Annotated in this window: 23 protein-coding genes; 10 read left to right on the top strand and 13 right to left on the bottom strand. The window is 65.6% G+C overall.

The window, feature by feature from the left end:
• Nucleotides 1–19: 19 nt before the first annotated feature.
• The 5 genes from J0M27_RS15005 to J0M27_RS14985 are packed head-to-tail and all read left to right on the top strand — an operon-like array spanning nucleotide 20 to nucleotide 5,068.
• Entirely contained in the window at nucleotides 20–1,819 is a 1,800-nt protein-coding gene (locus J0M27_RS15005; protein WP_294993315.1) for an NAD(P)H-dependent oxidoreductase subunit E, read from the top strand.
• Complete coding sequence (locus tag J0M27_RS15000; RefSeq protein WP_294993312.1) at nucleotides 1,816–2,535, top strand: 2Fe-2S iron-sulfur cluster-binding protein; 720 nt, start codon at nucleotides 1,816–1,818, stop codon at nucleotides 2,533–2,535. Before J0M27_RS15005 ends, J0M27_RS15000 begins: the two co-directional genes overlap by 4 nt.
• Nucleotides 2,532–3,101, top strand: a complete 570-nt coding sequence (locus tag J0M27_RS14995) for an NADP oxidoreductase (RefSeq protein ID WP_294993309.1) — start codon at nucleotides 2,532–2,534, stop codon at nucleotides 3,099–3,101. Before J0M27_RS15000 ends, J0M27_RS14995 begins: the two co-directional genes overlap by 4 nt.
• Nucleotides 3,102–3,119: 18 nt before the next feature.
• A complete protein-coding gene (locus tag J0M27_RS14990; protein ID WP_294993306.1) occupies nucleotides 3,120–4,610 on the top strand; it encodes a Ni/Fe hydrogenase subunit alpha in 1,491 nt (496 codons plus the stop codon).
• Entirely contained in the window at nucleotides 4,607–5,068 is a 462-nt protein-coding gene (locus J0M27_RS14985) for a hydrogenase maturation protease (RefSeq protein ID WP_294993304.1), read from the top strand. Before J0M27_RS14990 ends, J0M27_RS14985 begins: the two co-directional genes overlap by 4 nt.
• Here J0M27_RS14985 and J0M27_RS14980 read toward each other — a convergent pair whose 3' ends face one another.
• From J0M27_RS14980 to J0M27_RS14945, 8 genes are all read right to left on the bottom strand, one after another.
• Nucleotides 5,069–7,261, bottom strand: a complete 2,193-nt coding sequence (locus tag J0M27_RS14980) for an ATP-binding protein (RefSeq protein WP_294993302.1) — start codon at nucleotides 7,259–7,261, stop codon at nucleotides 5,069–5,071.
• A 92-nt stretch (nucleotides 7,262–7,353) separates the two neighbouring features.
• Nucleotides 7,354–8,262: a hypothetical protein gene (locus tag J0M27_RS14975; RefSeq protein ID WP_294993301.1), complete on the bottom strand. Its 909-nt coding sequence runs from the start codon at nucleotides 8,260–8,262 to the stop codon at nucleotides 7,354–7,356.
• Between the two features lie 181 nt (nucleotides 8,263–8,443).
• Nucleotides 8,444–9,010: a DUF2889 domain-containing protein gene (locus tag J0M27_RS14970; protein WP_294993299.1), complete on the bottom strand. Its 567-nt coding sequence runs from the start codon at nucleotides 9,008–9,010 to the stop codon at nucleotides 8,444–8,446.
• Nucleotides 9,000–9,467: an iron-sulfur cluster assembly scaffold protein gene (locus J0M27_RS14965; protein ID WP_294993297.1), complete on the bottom strand. Its 468-nt coding sequence runs from the start codon at nucleotides 9,465–9,467 to the stop codon at nucleotides 9,000–9,002. The genes J0M27_RS14970 and J0M27_RS14965 overlap by 11 nt, the downstream gene beginning before the upstream one ends.
• A 20-nt stretch (nucleotides 9,468–9,487) precedes the next feature.
• Entirely contained in the window at nucleotides 9,488–10,699 is a 1,212-nt protein-coding gene (locus J0M27_RS14960; protein WP_294993295.1) for a cysteine desulfurase, read from the bottom strand.
• Nucleotides 10,696–12,315: a molybdopterin-binding/glycosyltransferase family 2 protein gene (locus tag J0M27_RS14955; protein ID WP_294993294.1), complete on the bottom strand. Its 1,620-nt coding sequence runs from the start codon at nucleotides 12,313–12,315 to the stop codon at nucleotides 10,696–10,698. Before J0M27_RS14955 ends, J0M27_RS14960 begins: the two co-directional genes overlap by 4 nt.
• The gene (locus J0M27_RS14950; protein WP_294993292.1) at nucleotides 12,312–13,007 is read right to left on the bottom strand and encodes an XdhC family protein; all 696 of its coding nucleotides are present in this window, start codon (nucleotides 13,005–13,007) and stop codon (nucleotides 12,312–12,314) included. Before J0M27_RS14950 ends, J0M27_RS14955 begins: the two co-directional genes overlap by 4 nt.
• On the bottom strand, nucleotides 13,004–13,327 hold the full coding sequence (locus J0M27_RS14945) for an XdhC family protein (protein WP_294993290.1): 324 nt from the start codon (nucleotides 13,325–13,327) through the stop codon (nucleotides 13,004–13,006). Before J0M27_RS14945 ends, J0M27_RS14950 begins: the two co-directional genes overlap by 4 nt.
• Before the next feature lie 215 nt (nucleotides 13,328–13,542).
• On the opposite strand from J0M27_RS14945, the gene J0M27_RS14940 reads away from it, so the two are divergent.
• The 3 genes from J0M27_RS14940 (at nucleotide 13,543) to J0M27_RS14930 (ending at nucleotide 16,507) form a co-directional block, all read left to right on the top strand.
• A complete protein-coding gene (locus J0M27_RS14940) occupies nucleotides 13,543–14,925 on the top strand; it encodes a TrpB-like pyridoxal phosphate-dependent enzyme (RefSeq protein WP_294993289.1) in 1,383 nt (460 codons plus the stop codon).
• Between the two features lie 66 nt (nucleotides 14,926–14,991).
• The gene (locus tag J0M27_RS14935) at nucleotides 14,992–15,612 is read left to right on the top strand and encodes an Rrf2 family transcriptional regulator (RefSeq protein WP_294993287.1); all 621 of its coding nucleotides are present in this window, start codon (nucleotides 14,992–14,994) and stop codon (nucleotides 15,610–15,612) included.
• A gap of 133 nt (nucleotides 15,613–15,745) precedes the next feature.
• Nucleotides 15,746–16,507 carry an NAD(P)-dependent oxidoreductase gene (locus J0M27_RS14930; RefSeq protein ID WP_294993285.1) on the top strand — a complete coding sequence of 254 codons (762 nt, stop codon included), beginning with the start codon at nucleotides 15,746–15,748 and terminating at the stop codon, nucleotides 16,505–16,507.
• A gap of 105 nt (nucleotides 16,508–16,612) precedes the next feature.
• Here J0M27_RS14930 and J0M27_RS14925 read toward each other — a convergent pair whose 3' ends face one another.
• The 5 genes from J0M27_RS14925 to J0M27_RS14905 all read right to left on the bottom strand — a co-directional run bounded on the left by J0M27_RS14925 (nucleotide 16,613) and on the right by J0M27_RS14905 (nucleotide 22,604).
• Nucleotides 16,613–18,061, bottom strand: coding sequence for a hypothetical protein (locus J0M27_RS14925; RefSeq protein ID WP_294993283.1), 1,449 nt, complete (start codon nucleotides 18,059–18,061; stop codon nucleotides 16,613–16,615).
• A gap of 47 nt (nucleotides 18,062–18,108) precedes the next feature.
• Entirely contained in the window at nucleotides 18,109–18,300 is a 192-nt protein-coding gene (locus tag J0M27_RS14920) for a hypothetical protein (protein WP_294993281.1), read from the bottom strand.
• On the bottom strand, nucleotides 18,297–18,764 hold the full coding sequence (locus J0M27_RS14915; RefSeq protein WP_294993279.1) for a hypothetical protein: 468 nt from the start codon (nucleotides 18,762–18,764) through the stop codon (nucleotides 18,297–18,299). Before J0M27_RS14915 ends, J0M27_RS14920 begins: the two co-directional genes overlap by 4 nt.
• 200 nt (nucleotides 18,765–18,964) lie before the next feature.
• Nucleotides 18,965–20,461, bottom strand: coding sequence for an indolepyruvate oxidoreductase subunit beta family protein (locus tag J0M27_RS14910; RefSeq protein WP_294993277.1), 1,497 nt, complete (start codon nucleotides 20,459–20,461; stop codon nucleotides 18,965–18,967).
• Nucleotides 20,451–22,604, bottom strand: coding sequence for an indolepyruvate ferredoxin oxidoreductase subunit alpha (locus J0M27_RS14905; protein ID WP_294993275.1), 2,154 nt, complete (start codon nucleotides 22,602–22,604; stop codon nucleotides 20,451–20,453). Before J0M27_RS14905 ends, J0M27_RS14910 begins: the two co-directional genes overlap by 11 nt.
• Before the next feature lie 217 nt (nucleotides 22,605–22,821).
• Between J0M27_RS14905 and J0M27_RS14900 the strand changes: the two genes are divergently transcribed.
• Nucleotides 22,822–23,562, top strand: a complete 741-nt coding sequence (locus J0M27_RS14900; protein ID WP_294993273.1) for a 4Fe-4S dicluster domain-containing protein — start codon at nucleotides 22,822–22,824, stop codon at nucleotides 23,560–23,562.
• On the top strand, nucleotides 23,562–24,488 hold the full coding sequence (locus J0M27_RS14895; RefSeq protein ID WP_294993388.1) for a DmsC/YnfH family molybdoenzyme membrane anchor subunit: 927 nt from the start codon (nucleotides 23,562–23,564) through the stop codon (nucleotides 24,486–24,488). The genes J0M27_RS14900 and J0M27_RS14895 overlap by 1 nt, the downstream gene beginning before the upstream one ends.
• The last annotated feature ends 138 nt before the right edge of the window (nucleotides 24,489–24,626 follow it).

Raw genomic sequence — 24,626 nt, 5'->3', positions numbered from 1 at the left:
ATTCATCCGAGGTTCATCCATGACCGATTTCTCCCGAATCGACGCCGTTCTCGATCGCCACGATCGCAATGGCACGCGCCTGGTGCAGATCCTGCGAGAAACCCAGGAGCAACTGGGTTGGCTGTCGCCGGCCACCCTGAGCCGCATCGCCACCGGGATCGGCCGGCCGCGCGCCGAGGTCAGTGGCACGGCATCCTTCTACAGCTTCTTCCACACCCGGCCGCGTGGCCAGTATTGCGTGCTCTGGTCGGACAACATCACCGACCGCATGCTGGGCAACACCGACCTGATGGACGCGATGTGCAAGAAGCTCTGGCTCGAACCCGGCCGTGTTTCCGAGGACGGTCTGGTCAGCGTCAACACGACGTCCTGCACCGGCATGTGCGACCAGGGCCCGGCGGTTCTGGTCAATTACCGCGCCATACCCCGCATGACCCAGGCACGGCTCGGCGAGCTGGTCGGACTGATCCGCGAGCAGAAGCCCGTCGCCGAATGGCCGGCCGAATGGTTCGAGGTCGAGGACAACATCCGGCGCAAGGACATCCTGCTCGGCCACGAACTGAGCAACGGGCAGGCGCTGAAGACGGCGCTGGAGCGCGGAGCGCAGGGCACGCTCGACGAAATCAAGGCCGGCAAGCTGCGCGGCCGCGGCGGCGCGGGCTTCTCAACGGGCATGAAATGGGAGGCCTGCCGCAACGCGGTGGGCACAGGCGGAAGTCCGGCGCATTACGTGGTGTGCAACGCCGACGAGGGCGAGCCCGGCACCTTCAAGGACCGCGTGCTACTGAACTCGTATGCCGACCTCGTCTTCGAAGGCATGAGCATCGCCGGCTATGTGGTCGGCGCGAAGAAGGGCCTGATCTACCTGCGCGGCGAATACCGCTACCTGCTGGAACCCATGGAGTCGACGCTGGCGGCACGGCGTGCGGCAGGACTGCTCGGTGCCAACATCCTCGGCAAGGGCTTCGACTTCGATATCGAGATCCACCTTGGCGCAGGCGCCTATGTCTGCGGCGAGGAATCGGCGTTGATCGAATCACTCGAAGGCAAGCCCGGCCGGCCGCGCATCCGCCCGCCCTTCCCCGTCACGCGCGGCTACCTCGACCAGCCGACCACGGTGAACAACGTCGAGACCCTTGCCGCAGCCTGCCTGATCGCCGCGCATGGCGGCGCCTGGTACGCGGGGCATGGCACCGAGAAGTCCGCCGGCAGCAAGATTCTCTCGGTGAGCGGCGACTGCGAGCGCCCCGGCATCTATGAATATCCTTATGGCGTCACGGTGCGCCAGGTGCTGGAGGACTGCGGCGCCACGGATTCGCAGGCGGTGCAGATCTCCGGGCCTTCCGGCATTTGCGTCGCCGCCGAAGAATTCGGCCGCAGGATCGCCTTCGAGGACCTGCCCACCGCCGGCGCCTTCATGGTCTTCGACGAGACGCGCGACTTGTTCGAGGTGGCGCGCAACTTCGCCCACTTCTTCGCCCACGAGTCCTGCGGCTTCTGCACCCCCTGCCGCGTCGGCACGACCCTGGTACGCAACATGATGGACAAGATTTCGCGCGGCCAGGGCTCGCCCTACGACATCAACGAGCTGTTCAAGCTGCACCGCGTGATGCAGGGCGCCAGCCACTGCGGGCTGGGCAACTCGGCCTGCAACCCGGTGTTCGACACGCTCAACAAGTTCCGCCCGGCCTACGAGCGGCGCCTGAAGTCGCTCGACTACGAACCGGCCTTCGACCTCGACGCCGCGCTGTCGCAGGCCAGGCAGATGACCGGGCGCGACGATGCCGCCGCCCACCTGAGCAACGAGGAAACGACATGAGCCCGACCTTTCAGCTCGACGGCGAAGACATCGCCTTCACGCCGGGGCAAACCATCATGCAGGCCGCCAAGGCGGCGGGCGTGTATATCCCCCACCTGTGCTGGCATCCGGATTTTCCGGCCCATGGCTCCTGCAAGTTGTGCACCGTCAAGGCCAACGGCCGCTTCGGCTCCAGCTGCACCATGGAAGCCCAGGCCGGGATGAGCGTCGAGAACCGTACCGCCGAACTCGATGACAAGCGCCGCACCCTGCTGCAGATGTTCTTCGTCGAGGGCAATCACTTCTGCCCCTCCTGCGAAAAGAGCGGCAACTGCACTCTGCAGGCGACGGCCTACGAGCTGAAGATGATGTCGCCGCATTTCGACATGTTCTATCCCGACCGCCCGGTCGATGCCTCGCATCCCGACGTGCTGCTCGACTTCAACCGCTGCATCATGTGCAGCCTGTGCGTCACCGCCTCGCGCGACGTGGACAAGAAAAACGTCTTCGCCATGGGCGGACGCGGAATCCTCGGCCGCCGCATCCACATCAACAGCGAATCGGGCAGGCTGGCCGACACCAACTTCGCTCTCACCGACCGCGCCGCCCATATCTGCCCGGTCGGCGTGATCCTGCCCAAGCGCAAGGGATTCGCCGTGCCCATCGGCGAGCGCCGCTACGACAAGGCGCCGATCAACGAACAGGTCAAGGAACCCCTGAAGGAGACCGCGCCATGAACGCGCCCATGACTGCCGCGCCGGTCGCGGCGAAAAAGCTCAAGGTCGCCACCACCAGCCTCGCCGGCTGCTTCGGCTGCCACATGTCCTTCCTCGACATCGACGAGCGCATCCTCAAGCTGCTGGAACTGGTCGAGTTCGACCGCTCGCCGCTGACCGACATCAAGCACTGCGGTCCCTGCGACCTCGGCCTCATCGAAGGCGGCCTGTGCAACGCCGAGAACGTGCACGTGCTGCGCGAATTCCGCAAGAACTGCAAGATCCTGGTGGCGGTGGGCGCCTGCGCCATTAACGGCGGCCTGCCGGCCCAGCGCAACCACCTCGACCTGCGCGACATCCTTGAGGAGGTGTACCAGACCGAATACCTGCTTGGCCGCGCCGGCATTCCCAATGACCCGGAACTGCCGCTGCCGCTGAACAAGGTACACCCGATCCATGAAGTGGTGAAGGTGGATTACTTCCTGCCCGGCTGCCCGCCGCCCGCCGACGCCTTCTGGAAACTGCTGACCGACCTGCTCGCCGGCCGCACGCCAACGCTGGGCCACGGGCTGCTCCACTACGACTAAGTTGGGTACGACACCATCATGACATTCGAACTCGAAACCGCCAGGCACCCCGAAAAGCTGCGCCGCGTCGCCATCGATCCGGTATCGCGGGTCGAGGGCCACGGCAAGGTCACCATCCTGCTCGACGACGACAACAAGGTGCACCAGGTGCGCCTGCACATCGTCGAATTCCGTGGCTTCGAGAAATTCATCCAGGGCCGCCCCTACTGGGAAGTGCCGGTGATGGTGCAGCGCCTGTGCGGCATCTGCCCGGTCTCGCACCACCTCGCGGCATCCAAGGCGCTGGACATGATCCTCGGCGTCAAGCAGTTAACGTCCACCGCCGAGAAAATGCGCCGCCTGATGCACGCTGGCCAGATCCTGCAGTCGCATGCCCTGCACTTCTTCCACCTCTCATCGCCCGACCTACTGTTCGGTTTCGGCTCGGACCCGGCCTCCCGCAATATCGTCGGCGTGGTCGCGGCCCACCCCGAGGTGGCGAAGAAAGGCGTGCTGCTGAGAAAGTACGGCCAGGAGGTGATCCGCATGACCGCCGGCAAGCGCGTGCATGGCACGGGCTCGATTCCGGGCGGGGTAAACAAGTCGCTTGCCGCCGAGGAGCGCGCGGAGTTGCTCAAGGACATCTACCAGATGGTGGCCTGGAGCCGCGAGGCCGTCGGCATCATCCGCGGCCTGTTCGAGCAGAACCTCGCCGAGTACAACGCCTTCGGCCGCTTCCGCTCCGCCGGCATGTGCCTGGTGCGGGCCGATGGCGCCATGGACCTGTACCACGGTGGCCTGCGCGCGCGCGACATCGAGGGCAAGACCCTGTTCGACCACTTCGACTACGGCCGCTACTGGGATGTCATCGCCGAGGACGTCAAACCCTGGTCCTACATGAAGTTTCCATACTTCAAGGCGCTGGGCACCGAGGACGGCTCCTACCGCGTCGGTCCGCTGTCACGGGTCACGATGTGCGACAGCATCCCGACACCGCTGGCCGACAAGGAACGCGAAACCTTCCTCGCCTTCGACGGCGGCAGTGCCGCCGGCGCGACCCTGGGCTATCACTGGGCGCGCATGATCGAAATGCTGCACGCCGCCGAGAGCATCAAGGACCTGCTGCACGACGACGACATCACCGGCACCGAACTCATGGCCACCGGCGAGCGTCAGGAGCGCGGCGTCGGCGTCATCGAGGCGCCGCGTGGCACCTTGATCCACCATTACCGCGTCGACGAGAACGACCAGGTGATCCGCGCCAACCTGATCGTCTCCACCACGCACAACAACCAGGCGATGAACACGGCGGTGCGGGAAGTGGCCAGGCAATACCTCGACGGCGTCGAGGTCACCGAGGGCCTGCTCAACCACATCGAGATCGCCATCCGCGCCTTCGACCCCTGCCTGTCCTGCGCCACCCATGCCCTGGGACAGATGCCGCTGGAAGTGGCCATAGTCGGCGCCGACGGCACGGTGATTGACGCGGCCACGCGCGACCATCGCGGGCTGACGCGGGAAGTCGTTTGATTTCACCGACGCTGGTCTTCGGCTGGGGCAATCCCAGCCGCGGCGACGATGCCTTGGGGCCGCTGTTCGTCGAACACTTCATCGCGCTCGCGGCACGGCACCCGGAATGGGGCGCGATCGATTGCCTCACGGACTTCCAGTTGCAGGTGGAACACGCGCTCGACCTGCAGGGCCGCCGACGCGTGCTGTTCGTCGATGCCAGCCTCGACGCCGCCCCGCCCTATACACTGGCCCGCATCGAGGCCGCGCGCGATACCAGCTTCACCACCCACGCCATGAGCCCACAGGCCGTGCTCAAGGTCTTTGCCGATATCGACGACGGCGAGCCACCGCCGTGCTGGCTGCTGGCGATCCGCGCCGAGCGCTTCGAACTCGGCGAGCCACTGAGCGCCGCCGCAAAAGACAACCTCGCGGCGGCACTGGAAGCCGCCGCCGACTGGATCGCCGCTACGGATTGATCATCGCGCCGCGGCCGTGCCGGAAACCGTCGGCGCGCGCGCACGCAAGAGCCAGGTCAACACCGCCTCATACAGGCGATCCGGAATGACGGGCTTGGGCAGGTGATCGTCCATGCCGGCGGCAAGGCAGACCTTGCGGTCTTCGGCAAAGGCGTTCGCCGTCATGGCCAGGACAGGCGTGCGCGCGTGGGGCGGCAACGCACGGATCGCCCGCGTCGCGTCAACGCCGTTCAGGTTCGGCATCTGGATGTCCATCAGGATCAGTGCGTACGGTGTCTGCCGCGCCAGCGCCACGGCCTCGACACCGTCGACAGCGACATCGACCACCAGTCCCTGGGCCTCCAGCAGCGTCCGTGCGACTTCGCCGTTCACCGGTTCGTCCTCGGCCAGCAGGACCCGGATGCCGGAAAACTCGTTCCTCAGCCGGTCGCCGGCCGTCCCGGGTCCAAAAGTCGGCGCTGGCGCGACGGCACCCGTCGACCTGGGCAAGAGCAGGGTGAACACGAAACAACTGCCCTCGCCCGGCCGGCTGTCGACCGTGATGTCACCGCCCATCAGCCGCGCGAGGCGCCGGCTGATCGCCAGTCCCAGGCCGCTGCCGCCATACTTCCTCGTCATCGAGCCGTCGGCCTGTTCGAAGGCGGCGAACACCCGCTTCCGGTCCGTTTCCGAAATGCCGATGCCCGTGTCCTCGACCTCGAAGCGCAACAGCACATGGTCCGCGGCATCCCCGGCCAGTCGCAGGCGTACGACAACCTTGCCCCGCTCGGTGAACTTGACGGCATTGTCGGCGAGGTTGAGCAGGACCTGGCCGACGCGCATCGGGTCGCCTCGCAAGCTCAGGCGTTCCGCCTCGGGCGCAACGTCGATCTCCAGCGTCAGGCCTTTTTCCGCCGCCTTGTAGCCGATCAGCGCCGGCAGCTTTTCCAGCACGGCCGCCGGCGTGAAGTCGATCTGTTCCAGCACCAGCCGATCGGCCTCGATCCGGGAGATGTCGAGGATGCTGTTGATCACCGCCAGCAGGTGGTGCGAGGCATGGTCGATCTTTTCGAGGTGGTCCAGCAGCCGGGCATCCATGGTGCGTCGCATCGCCAGGCTGGTCATGCCCATGATCGCGTTCATCGGCGTGCGCAGTTCGTGGCTCATGGTGGCAAGGAAGGTGCTCTTGGCCCGGTTGGCGGCTTCGGCAGCCTCCTTGGCGACCGACAGGTCGGCCGTGCGTGCCTCGATCATCTGTTCGAGGTGCTGGCGGTATTCCTCAAGTTTGGCCAGGTTCCGCCTGTTTTCGCTGATGTCGAGGCCGACACCGAGCAGGAAGGATTCGTCTCCTATCGTGGCACGGACGCCGGTGAAGCGGCAGGGGATGGTCGGCCCCTTTGCGGGAGCGAGGTCGGCCTCGATATCGGCGAGCCCCTCGGCGAACACTCGCCGCGCGGCCTCCGCGACGCGTTTCTTGTCGTCGCCGCGAAAGAAATCCGCGGCCTTCATCGCCGCCAGTTCCTGGTCGGTGTAGGTCGTGGCATCGTTGAACCGGCGATTCCAGCGCACGAAGCGTCCGTCTGCGTCGAACATGTAGAACATGCCGGGCAGGGAATTGATGATCTCCGCCGAGAATTGCCGTTCGCGCTCCAGTTCGCCGACGCGACGCTGATAAACCGATACCAGCGAGCCGACAAGGGCCAGGGCGACGCTCACGTACAGGACCGGGATCACCCAGAATACCAACAGCGGCGTCGGCGGCACCAGCGGCAACGTCCCCAGGTGTTCGGCCAGCACCAGGCCGGTGATCGCCGAAACGGTCAGGCCCGCAAACAGGGCCGCCGCGCGCATGCTTATCGCCCAGCCGACATAGACGATCAGCAGCGGATAGACGATGAAGATCGCGGTGTGCACGCCGCCAAAGAAAACGCAGATACTGGTGACCACCAGCCACGCGCCGCCGGCGAACAGGTTGGCGGCCGCCTGCAACCGGCCACGACCGATCAGCCACCAGATCACCGCCAGCAGCACCATGCCTACCATAGGACCGACCAGGCGCCCGGTCTGGTCCGGCTCCGCGACCCGAATGACGACGGAGAAGAGCACGATGCCCAGCACCAAGGCGGCAATCGCGTGCTGGAAAAAACGCACGGAAAAATCGCCGCGAACCGTGCTGTCGATGCCTGGGCGGAGAAAAGTGGATTGTTGTTTCATCGCGGGAGGCTCCTGAACACGCCGATTCAGGCAATGCGGAAGTCCTCAAGCAAATGGTAGCACGCCACCCCTGCCCCTGCCGCCTTACCTTCCTAGCGACTCCCGGACCGTGCCGGCAGGGCTCGATCGAGCTTGAGTTGCCACGCATCTTGGGGAAAAGAGGAAAGCGACCTGTCGCCGCCCACCGCGATCAGGTAGCAAGCCGCGCCGCCGATCGCCATGCCCAGGCCAAGCAGAAGGACAGCGCGCCAACGGCGGCGCGGCTCGGGCGTGTTGCCTGCGGGCAGCGGGACACTCTTCGTCACCGGAATCTCAACGCGGGCTGATGCCGTCGGTCCCGCCGGAGCCTGGGCTTCCGCGACCGTCACCTGCGTCGAATGCCTTGCCGCTGCCTGGCGCGCCAGTTCCTGCTCGGCGCACGCCCGCGCCCGGCCAGCGTCGGCAAGTTCCTCATCCTTCTCCTGGCGGCGTGCCGCCTGCAAGGCGGCATCACGCTCGGCGGCGACGCGGGCCAGCACGCGCGCTTCCAGCGCCTGTTCGCCGCGAATCCTTTCCGCCAGCAGTTCCGCCGCGCCGCGCTCGGAATCCGCGCGCTGGCGCGCCATGGACTCGGCTTCCTGTTCGCGCGCCAGTCGCGCGCGCGTCGCCTTCGCCAGCTCGGCGGCGGCAAATTCATGGCGTTTCGCGTCCGCCAGGGCGCGCGCCTCGGCATCGACCCTGCTGCGGGCCGCCAGTTCAAGCATGCGCTCGGCATGGGCGCGCTCGGCCGCGGCGGCCTCTGCCGCGGTGTCCGCTTCCGATCGTTGCTGCGCCTGGCGGATCGCGAGTTCCTCGGCGGCCTGCTTGCGTCGCAGGGCATCGAGGAAACCCGCGTCGGCATGACGCCGGGCTTCGCTGGCGCGGTGCTGCCTTTCTTCCGAGGCGGCCCGGGCCAGCGCCACCGCTTCCGCGTCGCGCTCGGCGTATGTGTCGCCGCTACCGATGGCCTCAGCGCGTTCCATCACGTGCGTCTACATCGATCGATTTGCCCATGGGTACGCAGACTAGCCGATGGGCGTGGCGTCGCGAGCACGGAACAGATGGACCGAAGCCCCCTTCCTCCGACGCCGTGTCGCCAGCGACCGGGGGAAGTCCCTGTGGAGCGCCAACTCGCACCCATCACCGCAGCACGGGCGGCGCCGGCTATGGCTTGGGCGGCACCAGCTCCGGGTACTCCTGCGCCAGCGTCGTGCCGTCCTGGCGCCAGGCGTGGCAGTGATTGACGAAACCCAGCGTGCTCTTGTCCGGCCAACCCCGCGGGTCGGCGCTGACCGCGATCTGGCGCGCGATGCGGTCGGGCCAGGATGCCTGCATGTAGGTGTTGGCGGCCTGCGCCACCAGCTCGGTGACATGGGTGCAGCCCTGCACGCCGCCCAGCAGTTGCTTCACCTGCCGCGAGAAACCGGGCCCGATGCGCAGGCCGATCAGCTTGCGGTAGCCATCGTCCGTGCCGCCGCACATCGGCCACGGCGCGACCAGCGTGCTGGCACGCACGTCGCGGATGGTGTAGTCGTCGTCGATGGCCAGCGTCAGCGCCATGCGGTGCATGAACTCGCCGGGCGGCACCGATGGCCGCGAGCGGAAATCCACCTGCTGGCCCTTTTCGTCGCCCAAAGTAGCCTCGATCTCCAGCAGGCCGTTGCCCAGGCGGTAGGCGCGACAGGTGATCTGGCGGGTATGCACCAGTTGGCGTGACTCGTCAGTGCTCACGATGATCTGCTCCTTGGTTTGCGGGGGAAACCGCGTCTGCCTGCTGGATGGCTTGCGCGAGGGCACGAAACGGCAACAACACGCACTTGTGGCGACTTGGATGCCCGCCCGCCGGCGCGAACATGCCCAGTTCAGGCCAGTCGGTCGGCGGCGGGCTGCGTTGCTCGAGGATGGCTTCGAGCGCCGCCGTCGTCGCCGTGACGCCAGTCGCGTCGAGTCCCGGCCCGCGTTTGCCGAGCAGCGAAGCGGCGGCGCGACACAGCAGGCAGCCCTTCGTTTCATGGGCGATGGCGACGATACGGCCGGCGGCGAGGCTCACCTGCAAGCTGATGCGATCGCCGCACAACGGATTGTCCAGCCTCACTGCCGCACTGGCCGCGTCGAGCCGGCCGTGGCCGTGGTCGGCGCGCGCGTAGTCCTTGATGGCCTCCTGGTAAAGCGCGTCGATGCCGCTCATTGCACCATTCATTTCGCCGCTCACCTGAGCACCCCGATGGCGCGCACGATGCCGGCCAGCAGAGCGGCGACATCGGCCTCGTCGTTGTAGAGCGCGAGGCTGGCACGCGTGCAGGCCTCGACCCCCAGCGCCGCCAGCAGGGGTTGGGCGCAGTGGTGGCCGCCGCGCAAGGCGAGGCCTTGTGCATCGAGCACCTGGCAGATGTCGTGCGGGTGCAGGCCGGCGATGTCGAAGGACACGATGGGCGCGCGCGCGGAAGATGGCTCCGGGCCGAGCAGGCGCACTTCCGGGATGCGCCGCAGGCCGTCGATCAATGCCTCGCACATGGCGCCTTCGCGGGCGTGGATCGGCACCCAGTCGAGGTCCATCATCCAGTCGAGCGCGGCGCCGAGACCCACCGCCTGCGCGATCGGCGGCGTGCCGGCTTCGAAGCGCCGCGGCGGCTCGGCCCAGGTGTAGCCCTCCGCCGTCACCGCGCCGATCATGCCGCCGCCGCCATGGAAGGGCGGCATCGCCGCCAGCAGCTCCGCGCGCGCCCAGAGCACGCCGATGCCGCCGGGGCCGAAGCACTTGTGGCCGGAAAAGGCATAGAAGTCCACGCCCATTGCCTGCACGTCCTGCGGACCGTGCTGCACCGCCTGCGCGCCATCGAGCAGCACCTTCGCGCCCACCTTGCGCGCGGCGGCGGCGATGGCGGCAACATCGGTGCGCGCCCCGGTGACGTTGGAACACTGCGTCACGGCGACCAGCCGGGTGCGGCCGTCGATCACCTGCGCCAGGCAGGCGAGGTCGAGCGTCCCGTCGGGCAGCACAGGGATCAGCGCAAGTTCGACGCCGCAGCGTTCGCGCAGCATCTGCCAGGGCACGAAATTGCTGTGGTGCTCGGCCTGCGAAATCACCACCCGGTCGCCGGGTTCGATCAGGCTGCCGAAGGATTGCGCGACCAGGTTGAGGGCCGCCGTGGTGCCGCCGGTAAATACGATCTCGTCGGCGGAGGCCGCATTGAGGAAGCGCGCCGCGCTTTGCCGCGCCGCCTCGTAGGCGCGGTCGGCCGCCTCGGCCAGGCGGTAGCTGCCGCGCAGCACGTTGGCCCGCGCCCCGGTTTCATGCGCCACGACGGCGTCGAGCGCGCTGCGATGCAACTGCGCCGTTGCCGCGCTGTCGAGGTAATGCAGGCCGGGATTCGCCACCAGCAGCGGAAACTTTGCGCGCAGCGCGGAGGCCTCGCTCATCGCGGCTCCAGCGCGCGTAGTGCTTCCGGCGTATCGACGTCGGCGAAGATGGCGTCGTCGTCAAAATCCACGACATCGACGCGACCGGCATGGCGTTGCAGCAGTTCCCGGGCGCCGACATCGCCCTGCACCTGTTCCATTTCCGCGAAGTAGGCGCGCGGCCAGACGATGGGGTTGCCGCGCCGGCCGTCCTTCATCGGCACCACGATGTTGCCGCGCGCGGGGTCGAAGGCGGCAATCAGGCGGTCGATGTGCGCCGCGCTGACGAACGGCATGTCGCCCAGCACCACCACCACCGCATCGGTGTCGGCCGGCAGCGCCCGCAATCCGGCGCGCAGCGACGAGGCCATTCCACTCTCGTGGTCGGCGTTGTGGGCGAATTCGAGGTCCAGCCCGACCAGGCTCTGGCGCACCGCCTCCGCGGCGAAACCGGTGACGACGACCATGGCCACGCTGCGCGAGGCCAGCGCCGCATTTGCCGCGCGGCGCACCATGGGCACGCCAGCCACCGGCTGCAGCAGCTTGTTGCCTCCTTGCATACGCCGGCTGCTGCCGGCGGCAAGCATCAGGGCGGCGACGCGGCGACCGGCAGCGACGCGCTGCGGCGTCGGCTCCACCGCCTCGGGGTCTTCCTCGGCCTCGGGCGCGCTGCGGATCAGACCGCCGACGCCCATCGCCTTGATCTCGGCAGCACCCACGGCCAAGCCGGCCAGCATGCGCTGCAGCACCCAGTCGAGGCCGTTCGTGCGACGCGAACGCGCGCAACCGGGCAGGATGATCGTCGGCACCACGCCGATCCGTGCCAGCAGCAGCATGTTGCCAGGCTCCACCGGCATGCCGAAATGGACAATCTCGCCCCCGGCGGCGACGATTGCCGACGGAATGGTGTCGGCCCTGTCCTTGGGCACCGTCGCGCCGGCGATCATGAGCAGGTCGCAACCGGCCACCAGGCTTTCGCGCAGGGCCAGCGCCACTGCATCGCGCCGGTGGGCGCAGCGCTGCACCAGGCCGAGGTGGCTGCCGAGGTCCTCGATGCGGCGCCGGCTGCTGGTGACGGCGGAGGCGTAGTTCTTTTCCGGGTCACCCGCCTGTTCGGTGACGATCAGCGCGGCACGCTTTTGCGCGAAGGGACGCAGACCCAGCGCCACGCCGCGCCCAGCCTCGCCCGCGCAGCGATCGATGACCGCCTGCCCCACCGCCAGCGGAATGATCTTGACCGTCGCCACCACGCCGCCGGGGCGCACCGGCGCAAGCGGCGCCAGCGTGGCGACGGTGACGGCCGCGTCGACGGCATTGATCCGGTCGATGATTCCGGCATCGACCGTGACCAGGCCGCGGCGCGTCGCGTGCAGGTTGCAGCGACCGGTGTAGGCCTTGCGGGCGACGATGCCGTCGGTTTGCAACAGGGCGGCCACCGCGGCCGCGGCCGCATCCTCGGTCAGGTCGCCGGCGCCAAGGCGTGCGCCGTGGATGCGCCGGTGGCCGGCGGCGATCAGTTCGGGAAAGTCGGCGCTGGTGACACGGCGCCCTTTCTTCAGCGTGCGTCCGGCGAGGCGCAGGCTGTGCGCCAGCAGCAGGCCTTCGCATTCCTCGACAGGGAATTCGCCGAAAATCACGCGGCGGCGCCCCGATGGCGAACCTGGATGATCTCGGCGAGGATGGATACGGCGATCTCGGCCGGCGCGCGACCGCCGAGGTCGAGGCCGATCGGCGAATGGATGCGCCCGGTGAGTTCGCCCAGGCCCGCCGCGCGCAGGCGCTCCAGGCGCTTTTCGTGGGTGCGGCGGCTGCCCAGCGCACCGATGTAGAAAAGCGTGCTCGGCAGCGCCAGTTCCAGCGCCGGGTCGTCCAGCTTGGGATCGTGCGACAGCGCGACCAGCGCGGTGGCCGCATCGAGGCCGAGGCGCGCCAGCGCTTCATCGGGCCATTCGTCGCTGAGCGGCACCCCGGGAAAGCGTTCGGGCGAGGCGAAGGCGCCGCGCGGATCGATCACCGTGACTTCGTAACCCGCAGTGGCGGCCATCGGCGCCAGCGCCTGGGCGATATGCACCGCCCCGACGATCAGCAGGCGCGGCGACGGCACATAGGCGCGGGCGAAACAGCCGGGGGCACTCGCCAGCGAGGCGCTACGCCCCGACAGCAGGAGTGCGGCGGTCTCGGCGACGGCCTCGGTCGCCAATTGCAGGTCGCCGCTGCAGCCGGCGGCATCGACCAGGCACTGCGCGCCGTCGGCCAGCCGCGTCACCACCACCAGCGCCTGGCGCTTCGCCTGCGCCTCGGCAAGGCGCGCGAGCGCCGCCGCCTTCATTCCACCGCCTCCACGAAGACCTGCACGCGGCCGCCGCAGGCCAGCCCGACCTGCCAGGCCTGTTCGTCGCTGACGCCAAATTCAAGCAGGCGCGGCTGGCGGCTCTGCATGACCTGCAGCGCGGCTTCGATCACCGCCCCCTCGATGCAGCCGCCGGAAACCGAACCAATGAAATGCCCATCGCCATCGACGGCGAGATGGCTACCCTCGGGCCGCGGCGAAGAGCCCCAGGTGCTGACCACGGTGGCCAATGCCGCGGGCTTTCCGGCGGCGCACCAGTCGCGCAGGGTTGCAAAAAGCCTATCGTCGTCTGCGTGCATGTCGGTATCGAAACAACCAGTCAATGCCCATCTTCAAAAAAACCCTCACCGACGGATTGACATTCCGCCGGTTCTTTGCATACAGTGTACCGTATCCTGAATTGGACCTGCCAGCCGGCGGCGCGATGCATTGTCGAAATGCCTTCCGGCCATCTCTGATCCATGATCCTAGCGCAGCCTTAAGCGACCAAGACAAAATAGAGGAGACTGAAGACATGAGCAGAACCCGCGTCGTACTTGATGAAAGCGAAATCCCGACCCACTGGTACAACATCGCCGCCGACCTGACGACGCCGCCGCTGCCGCCCCTGGGCGGTGACGGCAATCCGGTGTCGCCGGAGCAGATGCTGGCGATCTTCCCCGGCCCGGTACTGGAGCAGGAAATGTCCGCCGAGCGCTGGATCGCCATCCCCGAGGAAGTGCGCAAGATCTACGCGCTGTGGCGCCCCAGCCCGCTGTGCCGCGCCGAGCGCCTGGAGCAGATGCTGGGCACCCCGGCGAAAATTTTCTACAAGTATGAAGGCGTTTCGCCGGCCGGTTCGCACAAGCCGAACTCGGCCGTGCCGCAGGCCTACCTGAACAAGATCGCCGGTACCAAGCGCCTGATCACCGAGACCGGCGCTGGCCAGTGGGGTTCCTCGCTGTCCTTCGCCGGCCAGTGCTTCGGCCTGCCCGTGGAAATCTACATGGTCAAGGTCAGCTTCAACCAGAAGCCCTACCGCCGCCTGATGATGCAGACCTGGGGCGGCGACGTGGTGGCCAGCCCGTCCGAGCGCACCAAGACCGGCCGCGACATCCTGGCCGCCGATCCGAACAACCCGGGCAGCCTGGGCATCGCGATTTCCGAGGCGATCGAAGCCGTGGTCAGCAATCCCGGCAGCAAGTACGCGCTGGGCTCGGTGCTCAACCACGTGCTGCTGCACCAGACCGTGATCGGCCTCGAAGCCAAGAAGCAGTTCGAGAAGATCGGTGAATACCCCGACATGATGTTCGCGCCCTGCGGCGGCGGCTGCAACTTCGCCGGCGCCGTGTTCCCCTTCCTCGGCGATGCCGCGGCGGGCGACAAGCGCGCGCAGAAGATCCGCATGGTTGCCGTCGAACCGGCCTCCTGCCCGACCCTGACCAAGGGCGTGTATGCCTATGACTACGGCGATGCCTCGGGCTTCACGCCGATGATGAAGATGTACACCCTCGGCCATGACTTCATGCCCCCCGGCATCCACGCCGGCGGCCTGCGTTACCATGGCGACAGCCCGCTGATCTCGCAGCTTTACCACGAGAAGCTGATTGAGGCCGTGGCCGTGCCGCAGACCGCCACCTTCGAGGCTGGCGTCATGTTTGCCCGTGCCGAGGGCATCATCCCGGCGCCCGAATCGGCCCACGGCATCCGCGCCTGCATCGACGAGGCGCTGCGCTGCAAGGCCAGCGGCGAGCCGAAGACCCTGTTCTTCAACCTCTCCGGCCACGGCCACTTCGACATGGCCGCCTACGAGAACTACTTCTCCGGCAACATGCAGGACTTCGCCTACTCCGATGAAGACCTGCAAAAATCGCTGAAGACCCTGCCGAACGTCGACTGGCCACCCAAAGCCGCCTGATTGTCGCGACGGCGAACGGCAAGGGGGCGCAAGCCCCCTTTTTCATTGATTCGCTGGCACCCGGTGTTGAGTAACACCCGGGGCGAGGCGTATTGGACACGTAACCTGGGCTTGCGCTTTATAACGCGGACTAATATTATCCGCGTTATGGCACACATAACCAACAGCGTCGAATACGGCATCCACTGCCTTCTTTGGCTGGTCGACCCGGCGAGCGGGCAACCAAGTAGCCGCGACCTTGCCGAATTACAAGGCATCTCACCCTCGTTTGTCGCCAAGATTTTCCCCAAGCTGGAGAAGGCCGGCATAGTCCAAGCGGCGGCGGGCGTACGCGGTGGGTATCGCTTGGCCAGGTTGCCAACTGATATTTCGGTGCTTGATATCGTCGATGCGATCGAAGGCCACAAACCCCTGTTCGATTGCCAGGAGATTCGGGATCGTTGCGCCGTGTTCGAAAACGATGCGCCGGGTTGGGCGACAGCCGGCGTATGCGCGATTCACGCCGCGATGTTGCGCGCGGAACAGGCGATGCGCGAGAGTCTTGCGCGGGAAACGCTGGCGGAAATTGCCGCCGTAGTGGAACGCAAAGCACCGAAAAGTTTTCCCGTCGAAGTGCGGGGATGGCTTAACGAAAGAACAAAGGGACGGGCAACCCGTCCGCCCATGAAGCCTCCCGGCATCCCGTAACAAACCCTTGGCGCAACGGCGCCACCTCCTTTGGAAACACCACCCCAACGGTAACCAGCCGGACACCGGGACGGGTGTCGCACATCCATCCCGTGGGTGGATTTCAATCGTCCGGCATACAGGGAAACCAAATATGATTCAGAAAACGGAAGCCGCAAATCCATTCACCAGCAAGCAAATATTTCTCGCTGGAGCATCTGGCGCCATAGGCCGGCAGCTTGCGCCTCTTCTCATCGCTGACGGATGGCAAGTCGTCGGCACGACCCGCTCCGCGGACAAGGCGCCGCAACTGCGCGAAATGGGAGTCGAGCCTGTCGTCGTCGATGTGTATGACGCGGCCGCGCTGCGCAGCGCAATGAACGAATTCAAACCGGAAATCGTTATCCATCAGCTCACCGATCTGCCTCACGCACTTGAGGCAAGCAAGATGACGGCAGCCTTGGTACGCAACGCCCGCCTGCGGGACGAAGGTACGCGCAATCTGGTTGAGGCAGCGGCAAGCGCCGGCGCAAAGCGATTGATTGCCCAGAGCATCTCATTCATCTACGCTGATGGCCCCCTGCCACACCGCGAGGAGGATCCGTTTCTGGCCGAAACGCATCCTGTCTATGGGGAAACCGTGCAGGGCGTGGCAAGCCTCGAACGCCAAGTGCTCAACGCCGCACTTGACGGAATTATTCTCAGATATGGCTTGTTCTACGGTCCTGGCACGGGGTTTGATGCGCCCATCGCTCCAGGGTCGGTACACGTCAGTGCCGCGGCGAAGGCCACACAACTCGCCATCACCATGGCACCGCCAGGTATCTACAACATCGCGGAGAACGATGGCTCGGTTTCGACCGAGAAGGCCACAGGGATCCTCGGGTGGGACGCAGGTTGGAGGTCGTTTAGGTAGCAGCCGAGAATGAAGCAAGCGTCCCCCGGCAGTGCCGGGGGGGGCTTCCTATGCTTGGCTTACCTGGCGGATCAACATTGCTCCCGGTGGCATTGCGCTCCAACCCTACCAGTCCCTCGGCGCCACCAGCCTTCGCCTGCCGTCGCGGCTGCGCATGACGCCAGGCTCGTCGAGGCCAACGCGGTCCCAGAGCTGGCAGGTGACTTCCTTGTGTTTCTGGTCGAGGCCTTCGCAGTAGTTCTTGTATTCGCACTGGCGCACCGTCGCGCCGCGCCCCTCGCGCAGCTTTTTCCACCAGCCCGGATCGGCCAGGCTTTGCCGGGCGCTGCCGACGATGTCGGCGATGCCGTCGGCCAATACGCGTTCGGCCTGTTCGAAATTGTGGATGCCGCCCGCCGCCACGACGGGGGTTGCGAGCCCCTCATCGCGCAGTGCCTCGCGCAGCGCCCGGGTCGGCTCCAGGTTGCGGCCGAAGGGCCCCTGCTCGTCCGACAGATGCGAAGGCATGCACTCGTAGCCCGAGACGCCGGTGTAGGGATAGACAGCATCGCCCACCTTCGGCTGCTTCGCGTCGTCGAACTTGCCGCCGCGCGAAAAGGAAAGGAAGTCCATCCCGGCCTTGGCGAATTTCAGGGCGAAGAATACGGCGTCATCGATGCCGCTGCCGCCCTCGATGCATTCCTCGCTCAGCATGCGGCAACCGATCACGTAGTCGGTACCGACCGCCGCCCGCACCGCCGCGTACACCTCCAGCGGCAGGCGCGCGCGTTCGGCCACGCTGCCGCCATAACCGTCCGCGCGCGCGTTGGTCGCCGACAGGAAAGAGGCCATGGTGTAGGCATGCGCATAGTGCAATTCGACGCCATCGAAGCTGGCTTCCCGCGCGCGTCGCGCCGCGTCGGCAAACAGCCCCGGCAGGTGCAGGGGCAGGTCGCGGATGTGCGCCAGCCCGACATCGGTAACCCGCTCGCGGGCACCCATTTGCAGAGCCTCCCATTCGCGCGCATCGAGCACGGCTTGCAGCGTCGCATCGTCGAGCGTGGCCAGCCGCGACCGCACTGCGGCGTCGTCGGCGCCCACCATGCCCAGCGCGACGCGATGGCGCTCGGCAAGCCGCAGGAAGCGTTCGAGATACGTCGCGCGCTGCGGCCGCCGCTTGACCGCGAGGAAGTCGATCAGTTGCACAAAGGCGCGCGTACGGCCCTCGCTGTGGCGGTGGATGGCCTCGCTAACGCGGCGCAGGCCATCGACGTAACGGTCGTGACCGATGCGCAGCAGCGGGCCGCTGGGCAGGTCGCGGATGCCGGTGGCCTCGATCACGATGGCGCCGGGCTGGCCCTCGGCCAGCCGCGCATACCAGTCGACCACGGCATCGGTGACATTGCCCTCGGCATCGGCACGCCAGGGCACCATGGCCGGCACCCAGGTGCGCGAAGTCAGATGCAGCGGGCCGGCCTCAAGCGGGCTGAACAGGCGCGAGGCCTCGGCTTCCTCACGAGTCGGGATGCGCCCCGGCGCGGCTTTGAAGGGAATGCGCTGCGGTGGCTGCCACATGGTTCAGCAGCGGATGAAAGTCGGCGCTGGCGACACGGCGATTCGGCTCAAGAGGCAGCCGGTGGCGAATGCTTGGCGGCATACTCGACCGCCGCCGCCTGGAATTCGGCGATCGCCTCGTCGCTGACTTCCTCGCCGCACTCGTAGCAATAGGCCTTGCCCTTGAGGCGATCAACCCAGCGGCAGCCGCAGTGGTCGCAGGCCAGCTCCGGCGCACCGTGGGGGTTGATGAAAATCACCGGCAGGCTCCGAGGAAGGCCAGGCCCAGCGATTCGAGGAAATCTTCGTAGCCGGCGTCCTGCAGCTGCGCCTTGTTCTTGAAGACGAAGAACATGATGTTGCCGCGCCGGATCGCCTTCTTGATCGTCGTCAGCGCATTGCCGGCAAGGTCGGCGCGCGCCGCCGCCAGCGCCTCGGCATCGGCCACCAGCAACAGGTCAACCTTCACCGTGGACATGCCGGCAAAGCGCTCGATTGCGGCCTGCATGCCGCCGCCCTGCACTTCCCAGGCCAGCATGTCCACTTCGGCGGCGCGCTGCACGCCTTCGAGGTGCTTGCCCGGCAGGATGCCCGAGGCCTCGCGCGAGACGATGCCGATGCGGGCGCCGTCGTCCATTTCGGTGAACACCTCGCGATGGCGGTCGAGCATCGCCTGCCAGTCGCACAGTTCGCCGAAGCCGCCGAATTCCAGGATCGCGTTCATGTGTCTATGTCGCCCAAGGCCGGTCCATGCAAGCTAAGAGTCGGGAGAGCGAACGATACCATCGTGGCCGTGCCAAGTGAGATTGTATTGGTACCGCAGGCAACGTTGAAGCACCGGACGTCACCTGCGTGTCCGGGATTCGGTAAGACAGGACGAGGCGCGGTGCGGTGTTACTGACCGACATGAATCGGCAGGATTGCTCAACGCAAAGTCTGCAATGCGCGGTCGAGCGCTTCACCGCGTTCGTCTTGCGAGGCGGCATCTATCAGGCCACGCAGTCCGTCAGCGGGATTGGTTGTCCGCTTTAGGGAATCTAGCGCAGCGACTATCCGGTCATAACTGCCATTTCCCCGCACGTGAGTACCGCCGTAGCCCTTGATCAAACGGGGAGCATCGCACAGCGCTACCGCCAAGTCATAGTCTTCGCTGACCGCCTGCTTTACTGCTTGTAGCCAGGACTCGATTCTGGCTTGTTCAGCCTGGAAGCGCAGTGAGCTCCGCCTCCATCGCCTGAGGCTGGCTACCAGGAAGAGTTGAACAAAGCCTCCGACCGACGTGGTTCTGACGATGCGCCCGCCGAGCACCGCCCGCCTTGCCCAGCCCGAGGACATCAGGTATCGGCCGAGAGCAGCCGGCAGGATGTCGGCAATCTCGTTTATCCTCGGATGGAAGAAATCATCGATCTGCAACTGCTGACGGGCACCGCAGCCGACCTCCTTCGCCACCCGCTGAAAGCGCGAATGCCGAGTCTTCAGGTCGGCGACACGGATGGCATCCTCATAGCTCATCCAGAGCGCCAGATTGCGCGCCGCGTCGACAAGAAGCCGGTGTTGGTCGTCGCCAAACTCGTTATCCAGAGCCGCAATAGGGCTTAGCCGCGCGAGGAACTTGCCGGCATATGCCTCGTCCTGATAGTCGGCCAAACGTGTGATGCCTTCGATCAGGACGCCGCGGGCAAGCGCGGGAAACTCCAGCTCGATGCGCTTGACCAGCGGCATCAGGCCGGGACCCGGCTTTCTGGCGGATGCGGCAGCTTGACCGGCTGCCACGGAACTCGCGTTGCCGACGGAGTCGAACCCGGCCGCAAACGCCTTCAGGCTGGACTTGATTCCTATGCCACCGCGCTCGATTGCCGCCACATAGTCTTCTCGTGCAAATGGAAGCGCTTCCACGCCGGACAAGGCACCGAACAGTGCCGCACTGATGACGCTGCCTGATTCGCGCGCAATCCGCTGGTAGTCCTTGCCGATGAAGCGCTTGCTGGCGGACGACGCCGCTTCGATCAATTGCGTGGAGTTGACGCGGCCGTCGTCCATCGCACACTTTTCGCCAATCGAGTAGATACGGTGGGTCGAAGCGATCAGCAACGTCCGGTCGGACGTCACGAGACCCCGTTGCACCGCACGCGCCGCCTCCATGAGTTCGGAAGCGATGACGATATCCACATGTCCGGGCACCGGGGTGAGCGACAGCACCGGTAGCTGTCCGTTCGATGCCATATGGGATATCGGATAGATCTCGACATAGTAGATCGTGGCACCGGTGCGCTGGGCAACGCCGGGCACCGAGGTCGTCTGCGCGACGAACCCCCGGTGTTCGGCCAGATCAACGATCCAGTCGGCCAGCACGCCGCCGCCCTCGCCGCCCATGGCGAGTATGGCAATGTTGATTGCCTTGTCGGGCGCCCTATTGTTCATATCTCGCCAGCCGCCTATCGGTGGTTGCCTGAAGAAAACCGATCAGCAGGCGCTCAAGCGCGCCACGCAAGCGATCCCAAATGGAGGGATTGCTGACGATGCCGGCACGGAAAAATGAGGGACAGAGTGCGGCGGCCTGAACGGCTTCACCGCATAATCCGCAACCCACGCAGGAGTCCATGACATGGGCCACCGGATTGCGGCGCAATGGATCCAGGCTGTCCTTGATGGTAAGCGAAGGGCATCCCGACAGGCGGATACAGGAGTGGTCACCCGTGCATACATCCGCGTCGACGCCGAATCTCTCCCGCACCACCCGCTTGCCATCGCGGATGTCCTGCCGGACCAAGGGCTGGACCCGGCGCTGCTTGTTGAGCATGCATTCGCTTCTGGCGATGATGACCTTCGGTCCCTTGTATTTTGTCGTCAGGGCCTCCCGCAAGGTCGCGCGCATCTCGTCCACGCCATAGGTGCGGGTGATCGTCCGGATCCAGCTGACGCCCACGCCGGCAACGGCGTTTTCGATCGATTTGTTGGTGGCGCGCAGCGGATTGTGTGCCGACGACGACAGGATATCCTGTCCCCCCGTAGCGGCCGTGTAGCTGTTGTCCACGATCAGCAACACACCATCGCTCTTGTTGAACACTGCGTTGCCGACGCCGCTGGTGAGCCCGTTGTGCCAGAACCCGCCATCGCCCATGACGGAGATCGTGCGGCGGTCGGTGTCGGGGGTGTTGAACGCCGCTGCGCTCGCCCACCCGAGGCCGTATCCCATGGTGGTCGCTCCGATGTTGAACGGCGGCAGGATCGAAAAGAGATGGCAGCCGATGTCGCCGCTGACATGGTGCGGGCCAAGTTCCCGCTCAACCAGTTTCATCGCGGTGAAGATCGGACGCTCCGGGCAACCGGTGCAGAACGAGGGAGGCCGCGGATGAACCAGCGCGTTCAAGGAGGGATCCGGCGTCGCCCTGCCGTCGGTGGTTGGCGCCGAGTCCTGGGAATTTCGCAAGAGGTTCGGCTGATGCGCATCGAGAAAGTCCGCAATGGCTTTCATCATGGCCACGACGGTGTATTCACCCGCCTGGGGAAAGAACTGCTTGCCGCAGATACGAATCCCGAGATCGGCCTTGTGCAGGATGGTGTTGAGATTGTGTTCGAGGTACTCCGGCTGGCCTTCTTCGACAATCAACAGCGCGCGCTTGCCACCGCAGAACTCGACGATTTCGTCATCGACGAGCGGATAGGTGACGTTCAGCACGTAAAGTGGAATGCCGACCGTCCCTAGCACGTCAGAAAGTCCGTGCAGTTCCAGCGCCCGGTTCAAGGTGTTGTACAGGCCGCCCTGGACCACGATGCCGACATCCGCGCTACCGGCTCCGAAGAACTCGTTGATTCCGGCCTGCCGAATGAAGCGAATCGCCGCGGGCCAGCGCTGATCCGCTTTTTCCTTCTCATGAAGAAAGCTCGCCGGCGGCAACACGATGCGGTTGATGTCGCGGACAGGGTTCTCCATCGCATCGGCTATGGAGTATTTCGCACGGACGTTGTCTTTGGCGACAAATCTCCCATGGACGTGGCAGGCGCGAACGCGAAGCTCGAGCATCACCGGTGTGTTGCTGGCTTCGGAAAGCTGGAAGCCGAACTCCACGGCATTCACGATGGATGGCAAGTTGGGCCGGGGATCGAGCAGCCACATCTGCGACTTCATGGCAAACGCATGGGATCGCTCCTGCATGATGCTGGAGCCGTCGCCATAGTCCTCGCCGACAATGATCAACGCGCCGCCTTTGACACCGCCGGAGGCGAGATTCGCCAGGGCGTCGGACGCGACATTGGTGCCGACCGTGGACTTGAAGGTTATCGCGCCGCGCAGCGGGTAGTTCACCGAGGCGGCAAGGGTAGCTGCCGCCGTGGCTTCGGAAGCGCTGTGTTCGAAATGGATGCCAAGTTCGAGCAGCAGATCATTGGCATCGGCCAGGACATCCATCAGGTGGGAGATGGGCGAACCCTGGTAGCCGGCGACATAGGAAACGCCGGATTGAAGCAATGCCTTGGTGACGGCCAGAATCCCCTCGCCGCGGAATTCCGCTCCCGCGCCAAGCCGTAGTTTTTCGACTTCCTGTTTGAAGGATCGCTCTGCCATTTCTCGGGGTCCGGCTAATGGGATTCATTGTCGGCCCCGCCGAGGCGCGGATTCAATCTGTTCAGCGCAAGGACTATCCGGATAGCGCAACAGATTGATCGCCCCACCACGGCCTTCCCTTAAGCGCAATGTTTGCGCTATCGGGACAAAGTCTGCGCTCACCGGATGTTGCGTTGGCGGCAAGGCGCGTAGCTTTCAATCCGAACCATTCGCGGGCTTGTCGCCGTCTTTCGATATGGCGAAGCGACCCAGCGAGAAACCAGGAGTCGAGCTTGATGGCAATGCACGAAGCGAGGGCTGGCGGATGACACGGTACGCGATGGTTGCCGATTTGCGCGCGTGCGTTGGTTGTCAGACCTGCACCGCCGCCTGCAAACACACCAATTCGACGCCTCCCGGCGTGCAGTGGCGCAAGGTACTGGATATCGAGACCGGCCGGTTTCCCGACGTCCAGCGGATATTCATGCCCGTGGGTTGCATGCATTGCACCGACCCGCCGTGCCTGGAGGTATGCCCCAGCGGCGCAACCGACCAGAGGGTGGATGGCATCGTCACCATCGACTACGACCTCTGCATTGGATGTGCTTACTGCGTGGTTGCCTGTCCCTATCAGGCGCGTTACAAACTTGACGAACCGAAATTCGCCTACGGGGACGAACCGACGGCCCAGGAGGCGCAGCGCTTCGATGAGCGAAAGCTGGGCGTGGCCCAGAAGTGCACCTTCTGCCACGACCGGATCGATGCCGGCAAGGCTGCGGGCCTGATTCCGGGGATCGATCCTGAGGCAAGCCCGGCATGCTCGAACGCCTGCATTGCCCACGCCTTGCACTTTGGCGACATCGAGGACCCGAAGAGCAATGTTTCCGGGCTCCTCACCGACAACCCCTGGTTCCAGATGCATGACCACCTTGGCACCAATCCGGGGTTCTTCTATCTCTGGGATGAGAGCAAGACGTGATGCGCTACGCGAGCACGATTCAAACAAGCTGGGACTGGAGAGCGGCCGCCAACTTCATCTTCGGGGGTACTGGCAGCGCATTGCTGGCAGCCTCGGCATGGACCGATCCCGCATCTGCCGTCTGGTTCAGCGCGGTGCTGCTCGGCGCTGCGCTGATGGGAGGCGGACTGACGGCCGTCTGGCTCGAAATCGGACGCCCGTGGCGCGCCGCCAATGTCATGCTCAAGCCGCAAAACTCTTGGATGACACGCGAGGCCTATGTCGCCGCGACTGCATTCGTCCTCGTCGCGGCTGCGCTGCCTGTGCGGTGGTCATGGCTCGCGCCCGCGCTGGGCGTGGTGGGATTGACCTTCCTTTTCTGCCAAGCGCGAATCCTGCATGCGTCAAAAGGAGTACCGGCATGGCACGAGGCGTCATTGCAGCCGCTCATCCTGACGACAGGCCTGACCGAAGGCGCGGCGATGCTTCTCCTGGTGCAGGTAGTTGTTTCGCAGGACACCAGGGTTTCGTCGCTGGCGTTGCTTGCCTTGCTGCCGCTGCGTCTGGCGGCGTGGCATTGGTATCGCAAGACACTGCTCGCTGCGGATCCTCCGAAGCAGGTCGCGGCGGCACTCCCGGGCCTGGGCTCGCGCTTTGCCCTGCCTGGGCACGCCCTGCCCCTGGCACTATTGATCCTGGGCGGGATCGCGCCCCTGATTGGATTCCCGGCAAGCATCGCCGCGGCCTTTCTTGCGCTGCTATCCGGATGGTATTTCAAGTTGAATCTGGTGACCCGACTTGCTCGCGTTCAAGGCTACGGCCTCGGAACACTCAAGCGCGGACACCCACTTGCACGGACCGGACATACGCTCGTTTCCGAGCAGAGCCTTCGTCTGCGCAGAACAAGGCAAGCCAATTCGAATACACCCAGGAGTACCAACGCATGATCCGCCCAGGCGAAGCCAAGCTCAAGGATTTGTTCAAGCCGGGCACCGTGGGCAAATACACCGTCAAGAACCGCATCAAGTATGGCGCCTGCTGTGTCTCCAACTACAACGGTCGCGACGGCACCATCACCCCGCGCG

It is taken from the genome of Sulfuritalea sp. (assembly GCF_017302275.1).
Lineage (GTDB): Bacteria > Pseudomonadota > Gammaproteobacteria > Burkholderiales > Rhodocyclaceae > Sulfuritalea.
The sequence above is the reverse complement of the archived record's forward strand: the minus strand, read 5'-3'. Positions and strand labels throughout refer to the sequence as shown.